This is a genomic window from Sulfobacillus thermosulfidooxidans DSM 9293 (genome assembly GCF_900176145.1).
Classification (GTDB): Bacteria; Bacillota; Sulfobacillia; order Sulfobacillales; family Sulfobacillaceae; genus Sulfobacillus; species Sulfobacillus thermosulfidooxidans.
Genome location: NZ_FWWY01000001.1, coordinates 652,692 through 671,597, shown reverse-complemented (window position 1 = coordinate 671,597; position 18,906 = coordinate 652,692). Strand labels below are relative to the sequence as shown.

The following is an 18,906-nucleotide window of genomic DNA, read 5'->3' as shown; positions in this document are numbered from 1 at the left end:
GGAACATCAGATACACCATCCAAGGGGGATATTTCCAATGCAGGTCAAGCCGTTAGGGGACCGCGTTCTGGTAAAACTGGTGGAGGAACAGGAACGGACTCAGAGTGGTATTTACATACCCGATACTGCCAAAGATAAACCCCAGACCGGTCTTATCGTAGCAGTCGGCGATGGTGAAGACATTAAGGTAAAGGAAGGCCAGCGGGTCTTATTTGCCAAATTTGCCGGCACCGAAATCAAGATTGGCAATGAGGAACACCTCATTCTGTCGACTGACGATATTCTGGCTGTCGTGGAAGACTAATCATATCTTTTGCCGATGACGGGAAGAAGCGGGACACAAACGCGTAGAGAGCGAAGTAATATGGTGAAATCTTCGTGCGTGATGACTTGCAGGTGGACCCCGAGGTGTTTTAGTGAGCCAAGGTTGGCCTTGGCAATCTAAAACGGTTTTGCCCGTTATCGCAAAAGAGGCCCTAACAATTTTAGGGCGAATTAAGGTGGTACCGCGAAAGAGACTCTTTTCGCCCTTAGCGAAGAGGGTCTCTTTTTGGTGATCGTGAAAAATTTTGAACACATTTTGCATGGAATTTTCATGGACGTTTGAGACGATCTAGCCGTCTTCTGGCTCATGGTGTTTAACGACGTTTTCTCGTATCATCAGCGTTGTAACTATGCTCAGAGGACCAGAATCAAAGGAGGAATTTCGCGTGGTTGAGCTCAGTGCTCAATATTCGCCGCATGAAGTCGAACAAAAGTGGTACAGCTTTTGGAAAGAGCAGGGATACTTTAAACCCAATATGAATCCTGAAGCTCCGACCTTTAGCATTGTTATGCCACCTCCCAATGTGACAGGGATTTTGCACGTTGGACATGCTCTAAACAACACCTGGCAAGATATTCTGATTCGCTTTCACCGGATGCTGGGGGATAATACCTTATGGCTGCCAGGAACAGACCACGCGGGAATCCACACCCAAATGAAGGTCGAGGAATTATTGCGGAGTCAGAATATTGACCGACGCAGTATTGGACGGGAAGCCTTCATTCAAGAGGTTTGGCAATGGAAAGAGAAGTATGGAGGAGAGATTCTCCGGCAGGTAGAAAAATTGGGCGCTTCGGTGGATTGGGATCGTCTTCGATTTACGATGGATGAGGGTCTTTCCAAAGCGGTTACCGAAGTATTTGTCCGCCTGTATGAAGAAGGACTCATTTATCGGGGCAACTATATAACCAATTGGTGTGTTTCGTGTCGCACAGCGTTATCAGACATTGAAGTCGAACATGACGATGAAAAAGGGACGTTAACGTTTATTCGTTATCCGTTAGTCGATGAACCAGGAGAAATTGTGGTCGCGACAACCCGACCTGAAACCATGCTGGGAGATACGGCGATTGCTGTTCATCCCGATGACCCGCGCTGGAACCATTTGGTGGGACATCAGGTCAAAGTCCCTCTAGTGGACCGTATTATTCCTATCATTGCTGATACCTATGTTGATCCTGAATACGGAACGGGTGCGGTCAAAGTGACTCCGGCTCATGATCCCAATGACTTTCAAATGGGTGAACGTCATCAACTGCCACAAATCCCTGTGATTGGCGAGGACGGGCGCATGACCGAGGCCGCTGGACCTTATCAGGGGTTAGACCGGTATGAAGCACGCCAGCGTATTATCAAAGATCTCGACGAACGGGGTGCGATTGAGAAACAAGAAGATCTCATTCATTCGGTAGGACATTGTGAAAAATGCGGAACCGTCATTGAACCCCTATTGTCTTTGCAGTGGTTCGTAAAGATTAAGCCGCTAGCCGAACCTGCCTTAAATGCTGTACGCATGGGGGCCATTAAATTTGTTCCCGAACGGTTTGAAAAAATCTATACGAACTGGATGGAAAATATCCGGGATTGGTGTATTTCCCGGCAAATTTGGTGGGGACACCGCATTCCTGCATATTACTGTGATCATTGCGATCACGTTATGGTGGCTCGAGAGGCTCCAGAACATTGTGATGTATGCGGTGGTCCCGTGCACCAAGATGAAGATGTATTAGACACATGGTTTTCTTCAGCATTATGGCCATTTTCGACATTAGGCTGGCCGGACCAGACGGAGGATTTGAAAACCTTTTACCCGACGTCTGTCTTGTCTACGGCCTATGACATCATCTTTTTCTGGGTCTCACGGATGATTATGCAAGGGATCCATTTTACGGGTCAAAAACCCTTTACCACCGTGTTGCTGCATGGCTTGGTCCGCGATAGCCAAGGCCGTAAGATGAGTAAATCCTTGGGGAATGGCGTTGATCCCATGGACGTTATTGAACGTTATGGAGCGGACGCATTGCGGATGGCATTAGTCCTGAGTTCGGCGCCTGGTAATGATCAGCGTTACAGTGATGAACGCGTGCAAGCGGCGAGTCACTTTGCAAATAAGATCTACAATGCGATTCGGTATGTGCGCATGAATTTGCCGGAGAATTTTGTGCTCAAGCCGCTTAATCCCCACCACGTCGAAGATGTGTGGATTATACAGCAACTAAATCAAACCATAGAAAAAATGACAGCTTGGCTGCATGAATTCGAATTTGGGCAAGCCGCGCGAGCTATTTATGATTTTCTATGGGATGATTATTGCGACTGGTATATCGAGTTAAGCAAAATTCGCATGCGTGAGTATCCGAGTGACGCGGACGAGGTTTTAAGCACACTCATTTATGTCGCGGAACAATCACTAAAACTGCTGCATCCCTTTATGCCCTTTGTAACGGAAGAGTTGTGGCAATCCATTCCCCATGAGGGTGAGAGCATCATGATTGCGCCTTGGCCCGAGGTGATGCCTTTATCTCATCAGGAACAGGCTTTAGCCACCATGGACAGGGTGAAAAGTCTCATCCGTGCTGGACGCAATTTACGTGCCGAAGTCAATCTCCCGCCTGGACAACGGGTGCAATTTTTTGCGGTAGCGGATAACGCCTCGGTTCTTGGGGATTGGCGGCAGGAAGAGGTAGCGATTCGGGAATTGTTACGAGCCCAGGATATTGCCTGGCATGTAAAAAGTGAGGATGTTGCCAAGCCGCACCATGCCCTGACCGGGGTCGCTTTAGGGGGAAGTCTCTCATTATTGTTGGAAGGGGTCGTGGACTTAGAAAAAGAAGCGGCTCGTGTCAAAAAAATGATGGATCAAACGCAAGCAGAATTAGAGCGTGTCGAGCGGCAACTGGGTGACCAGAAATTCCTCGAACGCGCCCCCGAACCCGTGGTGGCTAAAGCCAAGGCGCAACGCGAAGAACTCGTATCGCGGATAACCCGTCTCAAAGAGCGCTGGGAGGATTTACAGTGAAAGAAAACTGGTGGGAAGACCTCGAACGCGTTCGGATTCGCCCGGGCCTCGAACGCATCCGGGACCTTTTAGAGGCCCTCGGCAATCCTCAAAAAGGCTATCCCATCATTCATGTGGCGGGAACCAATGGGAAGGGCTCTACCGCGTCGTTAATTGCGGAGGCGTTGCAGTCACAAGGTTTACGCGTCGGCTTAACCATCTCACCGGACATGGGACATATTAATGAGCGGGTGATGCTCAATCGGCAACCTATGCCTGAACCGTTGTGGGACCAATTAGGGGAAGAGGTAGAACATGCTGGCCGGAAACTTCAGGATGTTCCCACGTTCTTTGAGGCGGTCACGGCTTTGGCTTTTCTCGCCTTTCATCACTGGAACGTGGATATTGCGGTGGTGGAAGTGGGACTCGGTGGCCGGCTTGATGCCACCAATATTATTGATCCCCCTTATTTGGCCGTGATTACGCCGGTAGCCTTTGACCATATGGATCGCCTGGGGAACACGATTGAAGCGATCGCTTTTGAAAAAGCTGGGATAATCAAGCCCCGATCACAATTGGTGTTGGCGCGTCAACCCTATCCGGCTGCCCGGGACGTGATTATGGAGCGAGCAAAACATGATGGTGTTAGGGTCGTGGAACCGTCATGGTTTCCCAATGTGGATGAACGCGGCGTGTTTGGGCAGAGTCCGGCCGGACCATTATTTGTGCCCCTTTTGGGCGCGTATCAAAAAGAAAATGTCGCGACAGCTTTTGCTGCCGTAGAGGTCATGGCTCAAGACGGATTAATCCGCGATTGGTCACGGGTTTTGCAGGCATGGGCAAAATTTTCATGGCCGGGACGGTTTCAAGTGCTTCATCGCCACCCATTATGGATTATTGATGGCGCACATAATCCTCATGGAATTCGCGGCGTGCTTGAGACTTTAAAGCTGGAACCGTACCGAGAGTACCAATGGACCATCGTGTTTAGTGCGTTGGTCGATAAGCCAGCGGAAGAGATGTTACAGATGTTAGTGCCCTATGCGCGTCACGTTATTCTCACGCGGGTACCATCCGAACGGGGAGGAGATCCCAAACGTCTTCAGTCCATCTATCCCGAAGCAGATTTTGTCGAGGACCCATGGGATGCGGTGCAACAGGCTTTTGATCGGACTCCGGAAAACCAGGCGATTTTAACGACGGGTTCATTAGCGCTGCTTAGTTATATCATGGAACAGCGCCGCAAACACGCGGGAAACCTCGTCAAATAATGCAGGAGAATTTGTCCAGTGAAGGAATCTTTTCCATGATTGCCGTGAGTATCTCACGAATGTTATGCTGAACAAGGCCTAAGTTTTTGTCGAGGAAACAGGCGAAGCGTCACGAAATGCCGGGATACCGGAGGAGTTTGTCATGCACGGTCGAAAAAGTTCAGGATGGATTGCACTGATTTACGTCCTGATTGGAGGACTGGTGGGCTCATTGTTGGGGCACTTTCTTGCACCGTTATGGCCGCCTTTGGGTCACTCCTATTTTGAATTGGGGACGTCTCGGGGTCCTTGGACGTTAAATCTGGGAGTGTTTGGCCTGGATTTAGGAATATGGCTCGACTTGAATCTTGGCGGAATCATAGGTCTTTTAGGTGGTTTGTGGTGGTTTCAACGGAGGAAGGCTTAGATGGCACGGTGTTATGTCCTCGCGTCTTCCTCGCCCAGGCGCCGTGAATTATTGGCGAAAGTGGGTTTATCATTTATTGTTGACGCCGCGGACATTGATGAAACGGCCAGATCTTCGGAAACACCCCATGATTTGGTTAGGCGCCTGGCAGCGCAAAAAGCCATCGTGGTGGGCACACGTCATCCTCAGTGTCTCATTATTGGATCGGACACCGTTGTTGCCTATCAGGGCCGGATATTTGGCAAACCGCGGTCGATGGCGCATGCCCAGGATATGCTTCGTCAACTGTCGGATCATCGTCATCAGGTGTTTACCGCCGTGGCGATTTGGGATCCACTATGGCAACGAGGCTATGTCCAAGTGGACTGTACCGCGATCACATTTCATGCGTTGTCTAGTAGCGACATTGATGCGTATTTAGGTACGGAAGAACCCTGGGATAAGGCAGGAGCCTATGCCATTCAAGGCCGCGCTGGAGAGTGGATTAAAGAACTCACAGGCGATGTGGAAACCGTCATTGGATTACCCACTCGTCTTGTCAAAAAGTTGTTATCCCACTGGGATAAGGAGCGTGGGGTGTGAGCCGGGTCCAAGACCTGCCAAGCGAGGAGCGTCCCCGAGAGCGTCTTATGCGGCACGGGGCAAAAGTATTAGGCGACCGGGAGTTATTGGCCGTGCTCCTTGGAACAGGAACATCGGGCCAATCGGTCTTAGAATTAAGTGGGTCATTGTTACAAGATGGATGGCAGGCCTTAAGCCGGCGGCAGGCTCAAGAATTGCTGCAGATAAAAGGGTTGGGACAAGCCAAGGTGGCTCTTTTATTAGCAGCATTGGAGATTGGGAACCGGGTGCGGCGTCAAGAAATGGGAAACCGAATTACCGGCCCGGAAGACGTTGTAATTTTGATGGAAGATATGATTCGACTCAGTCAAGAAGAATTTCGTGTGTTATTTTTAAACACCAAAAATCAGGTGCTAGCGATCGAAACCATTTTTCGAGGGGGACTCGATAGCGTTGAGGTGTTTCCACGCGAAATCTTTAAGCGAGCTGTTGGATGGGCTTGTGCTTCCATTATCGTCGTACACAATCATCCTAGTGGGGATCCTTCCCCCTCTAGGGCCGACCGGTCTTTAACCAAAAGGTTAGAGGATGCGGGAGATTTATTGGGGATTCCCGTATTAGACCACGTGATCATGGGGAGAGCCCGTCATGTGAGTGTCCATCAAGGACAACTGACAGAACTAACAAATTAAGTGTTTGAACCTAGGGGATCTAGGACCTATAGGATCTAAAGGGAGGATTATTCTGTGCCCATAAGAAGTTTATTTGGGTCTTTTGCAAAAGACATGGGAATTGATTTAGGAACCGCCAATACGGTGGTCTATGTCAAGGGTCGAGGGATTGTCTTGCAAGAACCATCCGTGGTGGCCATTGACACCATGACGGGTGAAATTATTGCGGTAGGACAAGAAGCTAAACAGATGGTGGGGCGGACTCCGGGTAATATTCGTGCCGTCCGACCCTTAAAAGATGGGGTAATCGCGGATTTTGATACTACCCAGGCGATGCTCAAATACTTTATCAAAAAGGCCTCGAATAACTCGCGCATGATTCACCCTACCGTGGTGATTGGCGTACCTTCAGGAGTCACGGGTGTGGAAGAACGAGCGGTTAAGGATGCTGCCGTACAGGCCGGAGCCAAAGAGGCTTTAGTCGTAGAAGAACCTATGGCGGCCGCCATTGGTGCCGGTTTGCCAGTCAATGAGCCTACAGGCAATATGATTGTCGATGTGGGTGGTGGGACCTGTGAAGTGGCGATTATTTCTTTGGACGGTATTGTGACATCGCAATCTATTCGCGTAGCCGGTGATGAGATGGATGATGCGATCGTGAATCATATTAAAAGGACATACAATATGATGATTGGAGAACGGACAGCCGAAGAAATCAAGATTACCATCGGCTCGGCGTATCCTCCCGATCATGAAGAAACGATGGATGTGCGTGGACGGGACTTGGTGACGGGGCTACCGAAAACCTTAAAAATTAATTCCACGGAAATCCAGCGCTCGTTAAGTGAAACGGTCAATACCATTGTGGATGCGATTAAAGCGACGTTGGAAAAGTCCCCACCGGAACTCGCAGCGGACATCATGGACCGGGGGATTGTGATGACAGGTGGGGGATCTCTCTTGCGCAATTTTGATAAGTTGGTGAGCTCAGAAACCGGAATGCCAGTGCATCAAGCGGATGAACCCTTATTAACCGTTGTCCGGGGAACGGGAATGGTTTTGGAAGATATGCACCATCTGGAAGCGCTCCGCCGCCGTAATCGACGCTAAGAGGAGGAAGGGGAGGTAAGTAAGTGGGCGGATTCATATACCGTTGGCGACGGTTGCTCATCACGGTGTTAATCGTCATGGTTGTCACGGTGAGTTTAAGCTTGACCGCCCGCATACGCGGTAAAGTTGTCGGGTTAAGCAACATCATTAATACCGTCGTGTCTCCTGCGGAATCCAGTATGGCGTTTATTGGGCGTGAAACCGGATTAGGGGTCAGTACCATAGGGGACATTTTTACACTCCAGCAACAAAATCGCGAGTTGAAACGGAAGTTGCTGGAGTATAACAGTATGAAGTTGGAACTCTCGGAAGTTCTGGCGGAAAATGGTCAATTACGGGGCTTATTAGGACTAGAACATTCCTTGGGAAGCTGGAAACTGGATCCGGCCAGCATTATTGCCAGAAATCCCGATAGCTGGTTTGACACAGTGGTCATTGATCAAGGCACCAACAATGGGGTGCATCAGGGAATGGCTGTGATTGTCCCGCAAGGCGTGGTTGGGCGGGTGTTATCTGCCGGTCCCGATACAGCCACCGTGATGTTGATTTTGGATCCGAAAAGCGGCATTGGAGCTTTAGATGTCCGCTCTCAATCCACTGGAGTGGTATTGGGCCAGGATCCGGTTACGGGCCTACTGCAGTTCCAACTTTTCTCGAGTAAACCTGATGTGCTCCCCGGTGATGTCATTGCGACATCAGGGTTAAGCCAATATTATCCGAAGGGATTACTCATTGGGCAAGTTGTCTCAGTGTCGCACAATCAATATGGGTTAACAGAGACGGCAACTATCAAGCCGGCCGTTGATTTCAACCGATTGCAAACGGTGATGGTGGTGGAATCGCATCCTTCCGGAGCGAGTATTCCTCCCGTATTTGGTGGAGGAAACAGTTAATGGACCGGTTGCGGATAGGAACATGGCTTGTCCTTTATCTTCTTGCTTTGTTGATTCAAGTTGCGTTATTGCCGCAAATATTTCCAGGCGGTTATGTACCCAACGTGGTGCTTTCGGTGACGGTGCTGATTGCTTTGCATGAAACGCCCAAGCGAGGCATGTGGGCTGGCCTGTTGGGAGGACTCATGCAAGATTTGTGGGCGGGCCGATTAATCGGATTAAATGCCCTAACTTTTGCCTTGTTGGGCTATGCGGTGGCAACGGTCCAGCAAAAAATTGTTCGTGATCCGATCTTTGTGCCGGGTCTGATTGCTGCGTTAAGCCAAGTGGTGGTACTGCCTTTTCAGTGGTTACTTTTATATGTGTTTGGATACCATTTTTCATGGTTTGTGTTTTCCCGGCCCTTACCGGTCTGGATTTTGTTCTCGATGCTGTTTACCCCGGCTTTAGGGGGGATTATTGGGTTTGGTACGCGGGGCCGTCGCCGTTCACGTTATCGGTCATTTTCGTCATAACCTTGGTACCTACACCGAGCGCGTGGCTGGTAAAGAGGGCAAACGGATGAGAGGGATTTTTCCCTCACATCAAAAAGGCTCAGCGTTTGGTCTCTGTGAGCTGGATTCAAGGGCCAATTTCCCCATCTCTCAATCTTTCGTTTTTTAAGCGTTGAACAAGAAAGGCTGAGGACAGCAAAGATATCCATGCCTCAAACACATGACGACATTGTCCATGTACCGACGACATCTTTGAATGATGCCGTCGGTTTTTGTCCCTTTACTAGAACTTTTGACCGAACAGCAAGAGAAAATCTTCTATATAGAGGTCGAACGATTGGCAGGAGTTTAGACATCAATAGAGAATGTGTTAGATGCTGAGTGAAAAGAGGAGGGACAGCACCGTGGCGCGCCGTTTATCCCAAAACCTTTCCGGCGATAGGTCAAAAGACTCTAGCTCGTTTCCTTCGTTAAGCAGTTACGGTCAGCAACGCACTGAATTTTCGCCCGATTCCGGTCGAGTCGCTCTATTAGGATTAGGGGGCGGAAGCATGCACAATGGACAAGACAAACCTTTTATTGAACATTATGTTGAACGGCGCAATGCGCGAGATTGGGAGGATGAAGCCCGCAGACATCCAACCTTGTTGATTCGTAAAACATTAAGATCTGGGCAACATGTGCGATTTTACGGTAATGTAGTAGTGTTGGGTGATGTTAATCCTGGCGCGGAAATCACGGCAGGCGGCGATATTATCGTGATGGGATGGCTACGGGGATTAGCTCATGCCGGTGCCGAAGGGAATCAGGACGCGGTAGTCGCCGCGTTTAGACTGAGTCCCACCCAAATTCGCATAGCCCATTTTATCGGTCGTGCACCAGATAGCGACGAATCAGCATTACCGACGGTGCCAGAAATTGCTGAGGTGCGGGACGGACAATTAATCATTGATCAATGGCAGCATAGTACACTGGGAAACATCAAGTAAGGGGGAGCCTTTAGTTATGGGGGAAGCCATCGTCATTACATCAGGGAAAGGAGGCGTGGGAAAAACCACGACCACGGCGAATTTGGGTGCCGGTCTGGCTCAAATGGGACAAAAAGTTGCATTAATTGATGCAGATATCGGTTTGCGCAATTTGGACGTCGTGATGGGACTAGAAAACCGGATCGTGTATGACTTGGTTGACGTCGTCGAAGGTTTTGCCAAACTTAAGCATGCATTAATTAAGGACAAGCGATTTGAAAACTTGTATTTGTTGCCAGCCGCTCAAACACGGGATAAGACCGCGGTATCGCCGGATCAGATGCGTGAACTCGTCTCGCAGATGAAAGAAGACTTTGATTACGTGCTGATTGATTCGCCAGCCGGTATCGAACAAGGGTTTAAGAATGCCGTCGCGGGAGCAGACAAAGCGTTGGTTGTGGCGACACCGGAAGTCTCGTCGGTCCGGGATGCTGACCGCATTATTGGTTTACTCGAGGCACAAGAAAAACATAAGCCCTTCTTGATTATTAATCGAATTCGTGCCAGCATGGTAAAAAAAGGCGACATGATGGACATTGATGACATGATAGAAATTCTTGCCATTGAATTGTTAGGGGTTGTGCCTGACGATGAGTCCATTGTGGTATCTACCAATCGTGGTGAACCGGCCGTGCTGAACCCGCAATCGAAAGCGGGGGAAGCCTATCGCAACATTACGCGGCGCCTTCGGGGGGAGAATGTGCCAATGATGAAACTGGATGATGGGTCTGGATTATTTAGTAAGCTGCGGAAGTTTATGGGGTTTAAGGCATGAGTAGGGGAGGGCGGTCCATGTTTGATTTGTTCGCACGGGTTTTCGGGCGTGAGGATGCGAGCAAGGACGTGGCAAAAGAGCGGCTTCGTCTGGTTTTGGTGCATGACCGTGCAAGCCTCTCACCTCAAGCGCTCGAAAATCTGAAAAACGATCTGCTTAAGGTCATATCGGAGTATATGGATATTGATGACCAGGGATTTCGGGTCGATTTTTCCAGACATGATGATGCCATGGCTCTTGTAGCCAATATTCCCATACGCAAAGTCAAGCACCATTCCGTATAGGACGTTGTAATCATATTGCGACTTTGCTGCAACCTCTCTTCCAAATCCATTGAGGGAGAGCTTGCAGCTTTATGATTTTGTGCGGGTTTCTCGTTTTCCCGAGCTTTTTCTGATGCAAGCTGAATGATGAGATGAAAAAATCTTTTATCCCCTTCTCATGTGCATCTCATGCGGTTTTTTAGTCGCTGCTCTAAATTAAAAGGCAGGGTCTTGATAGCACCTGCCGAACACCAGGAAGAAGAAGGAAAGGCGTTTGCTTCTTGAATCCTTACGGGCGCCAAGGTATGATTAAGGCAATCTGAGCATAAGCACGGACAAGTTCGGTTCGGGTTTACAATATCCCAATCGAACAATTTATTTGTCATGACGTCCCACTAGCAGCAATCCGTGTCGTCATATTTTGCGGTTGCAGAAATCGTGGGTATCCTCTTGAGAGAAATCGGGATGAGACGCACAAGGTGAATGGATTAAGCGAGGTTAAAGCATGCACTCGAAAAGCATCTGGAAAAACATTGATATCCTTACCGTTCTGATTGTGCTGTTGATATCAGGATTAAGTCTCTTTGTTATTGGCAGCGCAACCAAACCCTTATTATCCCCGGGATCACAGCTCTATTTCGTCCATCGCCAACTCGCCTGGATATTTCTCGGTCTTTTGACCATGGCCATTGTGGCCTGGGTCCCTTATGAAAAGTTCCGGGTCATTAGTCCTTATTTATATTGGACATCAGTCCTCCTGTTGGCTTTTGTGCTGGTCAAAGGTCATACGGCACTCGGAGCCCAGCGCTGGATTAATGTGGGGCCCTTTCAGCTTCAGCCTTCAGAGTTTGCGAAAATCGCCATTGTTATTACGCTCGCAACTCATCTGAGCCAAAAACAGCGACTGACGCATTGGAAAGATTTTATCTCGCCGGGACTCCATGTGCTTCTCCCGATGTTGCTGGTGTTAAAACAGCCGGACTTGGGAACAACACTGGTCTTTGTGGCGATAACAGCGGGTATGTTGTTTATGGCAGGAGCCTCGTGGTGGAAATTGGTCATTATTTTTCCAGGCGGTCTACTGATAGTTATTTTGTGGATTTATCTGCACTACCGGTTTCATATTCCTATTCCGATGCATCAATATCAATTGAACCGGCTCATTATTTTTCTTAATCCTAACAAGGATCCCTTAGGAGCCGGTTTTAACGTGATTCAATCGCGCATCGCGGTCGGCAGTGGCGGACTTTTCGGGACAGGAATCTTTACCGCGCATTTTAACCAGCTAAGCTTTTTGCCCGAATCGTATACCGACTTTATTTTTGCGGTCGTCGCTGAAGAGTTGGGATTTGTTGGGTCAATGGCGCTTTTGTTGGTATATCTCTTGTTATTGGCACGGGGCATCTACATTGCGAATCAAGCCAAAGATCGCTATGGGATGTTACTGGCCACCGGGGTAGTTTCGATGTTTGCGTTTCACGTGATTGAGAGTGCGGGAATGGTTTCGGGTATTATGCCTGTGGCCGGCGTGCCTTTGCCCTTTATGAGTTATGGGGGTTCGGCATTTCTTGCCGACTCGGCTGGCATTGGCATTTTACTCAATGTTTACATGCGCCGGCATGATCTATCCTATAACCGTAGTGCTCCTGTCACACAGGTTGTGTATAGCAAGAACACTTAAATTCATTAAAGGTGGCAACGGATTGACGACTAATTTTCCTATTCCGGCGTTTGACCGACATTGGTTTCATGTGATTAATTCGTGGGCGACCATTAGCCCATTACTCAACGATCTCGCGATTGTTCTCGCGAAAGATGCCGTAGAAATTTGGGCCGGGATTTTCTTATTGTTGTGGTTTTGGCCGCCCTTGCGGCAGAACCGTGCACGGCGCGCTGTGGTGTATGCGACCGTGGCTGGTTTTTTAAGTCTGGCAGTGTCTATGACTTTATCCCATGTTTTACCGTATCGCCCGAGACCCTTTGTCTTTGAACCGAAAATGGTGCACTTATTGATTTCCCATGCTCCGGATACCTCATTTCCTAGTGATCATGCTACGGGCAGTTTTGCCTTTGCGATCGCACTATTTTATGCGGGACGGCGGGATGGTTGGTGGGCCACATTGTTGGCAGCAGCCATTAGCATAGCTCGGGTCTTTGTGGGTGTTCACTGGCCGACAGATGTCCTAGCGGGTGACGCGATCGGAATGATTGCTGGCTTTATTGTGCTGGCATGGCATCGGCATTTAGAAGGTCTCGTGATGTGGCTATTTCGGTTATTTCGCTTTCGACCCCAAGTGTCTCAACGCTATGGTCGGCGTCTTGGCTAATCCCATACAGGGCAAGGGGGATGAAAGAAGGGGATAGTGAGTTGATGACATGGATTATTGTGCTCTTAGCCGTGGATGGTGCGCTCTTCTTAGCCATTTTTGCGGTACTTGCCCGCATTGAACAACGCTTAACGCATCTCGAAAAGAAGAAGGCACGGTCTGCACGCCGTGCCACTAAAAAGTCCTCGAAATCGGTAGATTTTTAGACCGCACCCTGTGACTAATCTTTACATGCTTCTTCCCAGTCTGCTTGGCGTCCCCCCAAAAAGCCGATGACGGTACCATAAATGGGTGCTAACCAACCATAGCCCGTAATGGAGGGAAACCCGAGTACAATGATGGTGACTAACATTAATGAGTAACGAACCCAGCTTTTGGCCAGATACCGCGGCATTTGCCATACCCTAAACGCCCGCTTTTGTAAATATGTCCCGACAAAAACAAAAACCAGTGCAATTGTTAACGCTAACCATGGTGCCATACAGATCTTCCCTTCTTGCTTGCATCATACCATCTGCGTTCCGGGAGAATCAATGACCGGTGTGAAGAGGCCTGATTGCCCAACTCAGAACAAGGCGACGCATGAATGGCTGCAGAACGCATATGATGTGGTGACGGATAGGACAAGGAGGCCGAACAATGCACGGGACACCGGTTATCAAATCCTCCGCGCACAAGGCGAAACATTGGAAGTGGTGGCTGGCTCTCGGATTGATCAGTGTTATTTACCTGACGAAGATCTTCCCACCCGGATTGTCCAGCGATTTTCGCACATGGGTTCACCGCGTAATCAGCTCAAACGGCTCATGGTCCCATGTTCGGTTTCAAACTCCAGCAAGTCACCCATTAACCGCCCCTCTCAGCCAGCCTGCAACTTTGGGTGTCGCCTTTGGCTGGCATAAAGATCGAGGAAGCGTGCGCTTTGTTCCACGGATTACGGTATACACCCCGGGCATCAGTAATGTACTAGCGCCCGCTTCAGCTAAGGTACTCTCGGTGAATGGTCATGACCTGACCCTAAGTCTCGGGACTATTCGCGTACAATTTTTAGGATTGCGGAAGGTGTGGGTTCATCCGGGACAAGTTGTGTTGGCACGCCAAACTCTCGGACAGATGAATGGCGTTATCCAGATTGCTGTGACGCGCGATCAGTTACCGGTTAATCCTTTGGCACCAGAATACTTTGGCACCGATTGGTTACGCCACTAGACTCTAGGAGGATGCTGCTATGGGTTTGTGGCGTAAGATTTCGGTTAATCCATGGTTTGTTGTGCTTCTTCTTGTCTATATATTTGTGGGTCAGGGCCTTCGCATGGCTTTGGCTTTTTTTGTGGTGACACTTCATGAACTCACTCATGCTGTCATCGCTGAAAGTTACGGGACCACCGTGGAACGCATAGAAATTTGGCCATTCGGAGGTATTGCCCGGATTGCTGGGATGAATCACCAAGAACCTTATGTGGAAGCCATGATTGCCGTCGTGGGCCCGTTACAAAACTTTATTTTGGCTTCTGTCGCATGGCTCGCTGCACCGTGGCTGCCCGTTGAGCCCCGGTGGATCCACGAATTTATTCACTTTAACTTGGCTATTGGCCTTCTAAATCTCTTGCCCGTTGCTCCGTTGGATGGAGGCCACTTGGCCCGTTTGTTTTGGGCGCGAAAAATTGGATATGAAGCCGCTCAACAACGCGTGATTCAAGGCGGAGTTTGGCTGGCACGGATCCTTTTTGTGATCACGGTCTTATCTTTTTTAACTCCCCGCCCTCTTTTAAGCTTAGGACTTTTCGCGTTGTTTCTTCATTGGGGGGCTCTCCATTCGGATGATACTGCCCCTTATCTTATCGTACGGGATTTGAATTTGAGGGCGGGATGGTTCCAAAAAAAGCCGATTTGGACGTTAGATGATTTCGCCGTGCACTGTGATACACCCCTTAAAGATGTGTTAAAAGTGATGCGGCCGATGAAATATCACCGGGTGGTGATCTTATCCCCTGATATGAAAAAAATGGGCATTCTATATGAAGAGGACTTATTGCAGGGGCTTCATGATTATGGGCCAGGCATAAGTCTTCGCGAATTGTTGACGCATCGTTGACCCATTACCAGGTCATGGTATGATAGAAACAAGGCATTGGTGAAGAAGCCCTATAATTTAATGCCTAAGATTTTCATTTTTTTGTCACTGTTGTGGAAAGGGGTCCATTCATGACACGGCGCAAACGTCGCCGTTGGGGGATTCTTCCTGCAGAGTCGATGGACTCTATGGGAGCGGCTAATAGGGACGCTGGCGTCGAATCCCCAGGGGCCGCCGCATCGTTAAATCAAGATGATAGCGCTCCTCTGGCGCCGGAACCAAAAGTTTTCAAGGAACTGTTGGTAAATTATGAGCCTCACGAAAGTCGCTTGGCCATTTTAGAAGCCGGACAGTTGGTTGAATTTTATATTGAACGCGATGATGAAGAACAATCGGCAGGCAATATTTACAAAGGCAAAGTCGAAAATGTTTTACCCGGAATGAGAGCGGCGTTCGTCAATCTGGGGTTAGAAAAGAATGGTTTTCTTTACGTGGATGACGCTCATGCTGAAGAACGGGATCATAAGAAATCCCGGCCCATTCAAGATGTCTTGAAAGTGGGCCAGGAAATTGTTGTGCAGATTGTTAAAGAAGCCATCGGCAACAAAGGGGCTCGTGTGACGACCAACATCAGTCTGCCTGGGCGTTATCTGGTGCTGACGCCATATTCGGAAACGATTGGGGTCTCCCGGCGGATTGATTCTGAACGGGAACGCGAGCGGCTGAGAAGTATTGCGGAAAAGATCCGCCCCAAAGGAATGGGATTGATTGTCCGCACTGTGGCTGAAGGGGCTTCTCAAAAGGCGTTGATTCGCGATTTAGCCTACTTACGGCGCATGTGGACACGCATTAAGCATAAGGCGCGGGTCATGAAAGCTCCAGCATTATTACATCGCGAAGCGAGCTTGATTGCCCGAACCATTCGGGATCATTTGGATGAATCGGTCGATCGTTTCGTGATTGATGACGAGCAGGCATTTTACCGAGCCCGGGAAATCGCGGAAACTATTTCTCCCGCCTTAAAGCACCGGATTGAACTCGATAATGGCACAGTACCACTCTTTGAATTGCGGGGGGTGGAAGCCGAGCTTGATCGCGCGGTCAAACGCCGTGTCTGGTTAAAATGCGGGGGATATTTGGTTATTGATGAAACTGAAGCGTTAACGGTCATTGATGTGAATACCGGAAAAAATGTGGGATCGACGGATCTTTCCGACACTGTCTTAGCCACCAATAAGGAGGCGGCAATTGAAATTGCACGCCAACTTCGGCTACGGGATATTAGTGGGATTGTGATTATTGACTTCATCGATATGGAAAATGAAGAAGACCAGGCCGAAGTCTTAAAGACATTCCAACGTGCTTTACGCCATGACCGCACCCGGGTCACCGTGTTAGGGCTGACCCGGCTCGGATTACTGGAAATGACCCGGAAGAAGGTCCGGGAGTCACTCCTTAATCAATTAACACGAGTTTGTCCACAGTGTGATGGTCGGGGACATGTCTTATCTGAAGAGGTGATTGCTCGCCGCCTGCGCCAGCGAATCGTCGAGCGCCTCAAAGAATCGGGTGCAGAAGCAATCCTGGCGGAAGCGAATCCCGCCATTGCAAGCCACTTGATTGGTCCCGGTGGGACAAACCTTAAAGAACTGGAACGGAACACAGGACGCGCTGTCTTTGTTCGTGGGGCCCAAGACTGTGAGATGGAAGAGATTAAGATTATCAAAGTGGGAACCCGGGAGGAAGTGGAACGGCTGGCACTTCCGGTTCACGAGGGTCAAAGGTTAGAGGTCTTGGTTCAAGAACGTCATGCCAGTAACGCGAAAGACGGAATTGCTCGCCTCGAAGGCTATGTTGTAGACATTGAGTCGGCGGGGGACAAAGTGGGCGAAGTGGTTCAAGTCGAAATTGTGCGCGCGTTGAGGACATTCGCGACGGCGCGCATCGTTGAGGACCATAAAGAGTCTCTCATCGATTTGGCCCCAGTACCTCTTGACGAGGTAGAAACCTATTCGAATATGTTGCCACCGCCTTGCTCTGAGGTTTGACGATCTTCAAGATTTATGGTAACATGCATTGGATTAATGCCACGGTGATGGATGGAATAGGGGGATTTAGTGTGTACGCGGTAATTGAGACAGGGGGAAAGCAATATCGGGTGACCCCTGGACAAGAACTTTTGATAGAAAAATTGCCCCTCGATGAAGGCAATGAATATACATTTGATCGTTTGCTATTGGTTGTCGATGATAATGGACAGCCCATTGTGGGGACACCATATGTCCAAGGCGCCAATGTGGTGGGCACCATCGTCCGACAAGAACGTGGTGAAAAAATCTTGGTATTCAAGTATAAGCCCAAGAGTAACTACCGACGTCGCCAAGGTCATCGCCAGTACTTAACCCGGGTTCGCATTGACCGCATCAATGCGACGGTCTAAATTCTGTGATCAAGGTGAAAATTGGCCGGGACACCCATGGTATGGTGCAGGAAATCACGATTACCGGTCATGCTGGCCAAGGACCTTATGGTCATGATATTGTCTGTGCTGCTGTATCCGCTTTATCCGAAACCCTGGTGTTGGGATTAACACGGATTGCCCCCATCTCGATGGATTACCATTTAGATGAAGGGGATCTCAGTATGGTATTTCATGAAGCTCCATCGGAAGCTGCACAAGCGATAATTGATACCTTTTGTTTAGGATTGCAAGATTTGGCCAATACCGAACCCAAATTTGTGCAATATCATGAGCACACGATAAATCGTCACAGATCGCGAGGGAGGGATTAGCATGCGTTTACAACTCTTTGCTCACAAAAAGGGAGGCGGTAGTTCCCGTAACGGCCGTGACTCCAAGCCCAAAATGTTGGGAGTAAAGCGCCATCAAGGTCAGTTAGTCACTGCCGGAAGTATTATTGTTCGTCAACGGGGCTCAAAGTTTCATCCCGGAACGAACGTAGGAATGGGCCGTGACTTCACGCTCTATGCCAAAGTTGACGGAACGGTAGCTTTTGTCCGGAAAGGGCATGATCGGCGCGAAGTGCGCATCTTGCCCGTCAATGAGGGTTAAGGGCGGTTCGAAGGGGTTTATTGGTGTGTATGGCCTAGCCATGCGGTTCATAATTCTTCTTGCGCTGGGAGTGGGCGTGTATTGGAGTACCCACTTCTGGCGTATTATTTTTCTTATCTTTTTTGCTTTATATCTAGTCATTTGGGTACGTCTCGCTAGCCAAGCCCAAGCCGTCGAAATTATCCGGCGATACCGACATCGTTATGCCAACCATCTGCAAGTGATCAGTGGATGGTTGCAGTTGGGACAATATGAACGGGCCGACAAGTATCTGATGGATCATGCGTTGGCGAGCGTTCATCCCGGGATTTTTCGTGGGTTGCCTCTTAGATGGACGTATCAAATGATTGCGTTAGACGCCTATGCGGAATCTCTAGGAAACATGATTCTCTGGCAAAATCCAGAACATATTGCTGGTACCTACATGATGCTGTGGAAATTACGGGCGGTTTTACGCTGTGTCATCCCATTGGCCAAAGGTACCATCGTGGTGCGGTTCGAACCAGGCCGGTTTAATGTGGAAGTTGAGGAAGGGGGCATGAAGGCATTGCCCCGTAAGCACATTAAAGGCGTAAAGTGGAATCGACAACAAGGGATGATTACCGCATCATGGGGGCATCGGTAAAGGGGGGACAAA

23 protein-coding genes are annotated in these 18,906 nt (G+C 49.2%); 22 read left to right on the top strand and 1 reads right to left on the bottom strand.

From position 1 onward, the window contains the following. The first annotated feature begins 37 nt into the window (after positions 1-37). The 15 genes from B8987_RS03485 to B8987_RS03415 all read left to right on the top strand — a co-directional run bounded on the left by B8987_RS03485 (position 38) and on the right by B8987_RS03415 (position 13,328). The gene (locus tag B8987_RS03485; RefSeq protein ID WP_020376568.1) at positions 38-304 is read left to right on the top strand and encodes a co-chaperone GroES; all 267 of its coding nucleotides are present in this window, start codon (positions 38-40) and stop codon (positions 302-304) included. A 370-nt stretch (positions 305-674) separates the two neighbouring features. Further along, positions 675-3,344, top strand: a complete 2,670-nt coding sequence (locus tag B8987_RS03480; RefSeq protein WP_084660855.1) for a valine--tRNA ligase — start codon at positions 675-677, stop codon at positions 3,342-3,344. After that, entirely contained in the window at positions 3,341-4,594 is a 1,254-nt protein-coding gene (locus B8987_RS03475; RefSeq protein ID WP_020376565.1) for a bifunctional folylpolyglutamate synthase/dihydrofolate synthase, read from the top strand. The genes B8987_RS03480 and B8987_RS03475 overlap by 4 nt, the downstream gene beginning before the upstream one ends. A gap of 142 nt (positions 4,595-4,736) precedes the next feature. Further along, complete coding sequence (locus tag B8987_RS03470) at positions 4,737-5,000, top strand: DUF4321 domain-containing protein (RefSeq protein WP_020376564.1); 264 nt, start codon at positions 4,737-4,739, stop codon at positions 4,998-5,000. Then, entirely contained in the window at positions 5,001-5,582 is a 582-nt protein-coding gene (locus tag B8987_RS03465) for a Maf family protein (protein WP_020376563.1), read from the top strand. Further along, the gene (radC, locus tag B8987_RS03460) at positions 5,579-6,253 is read left to right on the top strand and encodes a RadC family protein (protein WP_020376562.1); all 675 of its coding nucleotides are present in this window, start codon (positions 5,579-5,581) and stop codon (positions 6,251-6,253) included. The genes B8987_RS03465 and radC overlap by 4 nt, the downstream gene beginning before the upstream one ends. Before the next feature lie 54 nt (positions 6,254-6,307). Further along, a complete protein-coding gene (locus B8987_RS03455) occupies positions 6,308-7,342 on the top strand; it encodes a rod shape-determining protein (RefSeq protein WP_020376561.1) in 1,035 nt (344 codons plus the stop codon). A 23-nt stretch (positions 7,343-7,365) separates the two neighbouring features. Further along, a complete protein-coding gene (mreC, locus tag B8987_RS03450) occupies positions 7,366-8,235 on the top strand; it encodes a rod shape-determining protein MreC (RefSeq protein ID WP_020376560.1) in 870 nt (289 codons plus the stop codon). Beyond that, positions 8,235-8,750, top strand: a complete 516-nt coding sequence (mreD, locus tag B8987_RS03445; protein WP_028962771.1) for a rod shape-determining protein MreD — start codon at positions 8,235-8,237, stop codon at positions 8,748-8,750. The genes mreC and mreD overlap by 1 nt, the downstream gene beginning before the upstream one ends. 383 nt (positions 8,751-9,133) lie before the next feature. Then, a complete protein-coding gene (gene minC / locus B8987_RS03440) occupies positions 9,134-9,718 on the top strand; it encodes a septum site-determining protein MinC (RefSeq protein ID WP_020376558.1) in 585 nt (194 codons plus the stop codon). Between the two features lie 16 nt (positions 9,719-9,734). Beyond that, complete coding sequence (gene minD, locus B8987_RS03435; RefSeq protein ID WP_020376557.1) at positions 9,735-10,532, top strand: septum site-determining protein MinD; 798 nt, start codon at positions 9,735-9,737, stop codon at positions 10,530-10,532. A gap of 17 nt (positions 10,533-10,549) precedes the next feature. Further along, a complete protein-coding gene (gene minE, locus B8987_RS03430) occupies positions 10,550-10,816 on the top strand; it encodes a cell division topological specificity factor MinE (RefSeq protein ID WP_020376556.1) in 267 nt (88 codons plus the stop codon). 484 nt (positions 10,817-11,300) lie between these two features. Continuing rightward, positions 11,301-12,476: a rod shape-determining protein RodA gene (gene rodA / locus B8987_RS03425; protein WP_020376555.1), complete on the top strand. Its 1,176-nt coding sequence runs from the start codon at positions 11,301-11,303 to the stop codon at positions 12,474-12,476. Positions 12,477-12,498: 22 nt separating this feature from the next. After that, on the top strand, positions 12,499-13,122 hold the full coding sequence (locus tag B8987_RS03420; protein ID WP_020376554.1) for an undecaprenyl-diphosphatase: 624 nt from the start codon (positions 12,499-12,501) through the stop codon (positions 13,120-13,122). A gap of 44 nt (positions 13,123-13,166) precedes the next feature. Then, positions 13,167-13,328 carry a hypothetical protein gene (locus tag B8987_RS03415; RefSeq protein WP_207651506.1) on the top strand — a complete coding sequence of 54 codons (162 nt, stop codon included), beginning with the start codon at positions 13,167-13,169 and terminating at the stop codon, positions 13,326-13,328. Positions 13,329-13,342: 14 nt separating this feature from the next. Here the strand turns inward: B8987_RS03415 and B8987_RS03410 are convergent, their stop codons facing one another. Next, positions 13,343-13,603: a hypothetical protein gene (locus B8987_RS03410; protein WP_020376552.1), complete on the bottom strand. Its 261-nt coding sequence runs from the start codon at positions 13,601-13,603 to the stop codon at positions 13,343-13,345. Positions 13,604-13,761: 158 nt separating this feature from the next. On the opposite strand from B8987_RS03410, the gene B8987_RS03405 reads away from it, so the two are divergent. The 7 genes from B8987_RS03405 (at position 13,762) to B8987_RS03375 (ending at position 18,894) form a co-directional block, all read left to right on the top strand. Then, entirely contained in the window at positions 13,762-14,331 is a 570-nt protein-coding gene (locus B8987_RS03405) for a hypothetical protein (protein ID WP_020376551.1), read from the top strand. Positions 14,332-14,350: 19 nt separating this feature from the next. After that, the gene (locus B8987_RS03400) at positions 14,351-15,217 is read left to right on the top strand and encodes a site-2 protease family protein (RefSeq protein ID WP_020376550.1); all 867 of its coding nucleotides are present in this window, start codon (positions 14,351-14,353) and stop codon (positions 15,215-15,217) included. Between the two features lie 110 nt (positions 15,218-15,327). Beyond that, positions 15,328-17,244 carry an Rne/Rng family ribonuclease gene (locus B8987_RS03395; RefSeq protein WP_020376549.1) on the top strand — a complete coding sequence of 639 codons (1,917 nt, stop codon included), beginning with the start codon at positions 15,328-15,330 and terminating at the stop codon, positions 17,242-17,244. A gap of 23 nt (positions 17,245-17,267) precedes the next feature. Then, entirely contained in the window at positions 17,268-17,636 is a 369-nt protein-coding gene (gene rplU / locus B8987_RS03390) for a 50S ribosomal protein L21 (RefSeq protein WP_020376548.1), read from the top strand. Positions 17,637-17,641: 5 nt separating this feature from the next. Continuing rightward, entirely contained in the window at positions 17,642-17,989 is a 348-nt protein-coding gene (locus B8987_RS03385) for a ribosomal-processing cysteine protease Prp (protein WP_020376547.1), read from the top strand. 1 nt (position 17,990) lies between these two features. Continuing rightward, positions 17,991-18,269 carry a 50S ribosomal protein L27 gene (gene rpmA / locus B8987_RS03380; protein WP_020376546.1) on the top strand — a complete coding sequence of 93 codons (279 nt, stop codon included), beginning with the start codon at positions 17,991-17,993 and terminating at the stop codon, positions 18,267-18,269. 25 nt (positions 18,270-18,294) lie between these two features. Next, positions 18,295-18,894 (top strand): Spo0B domain-containing protein, encoded by a 600-nt coding sequence (locus B8987_RS03375; protein ID WP_020376545.1) that lies wholly within the window; start codon positions 18,295-18,297, stop codon positions 18,892-18,894. Positions 18,895-18,906: the final 12 nt, after the last annotated feature.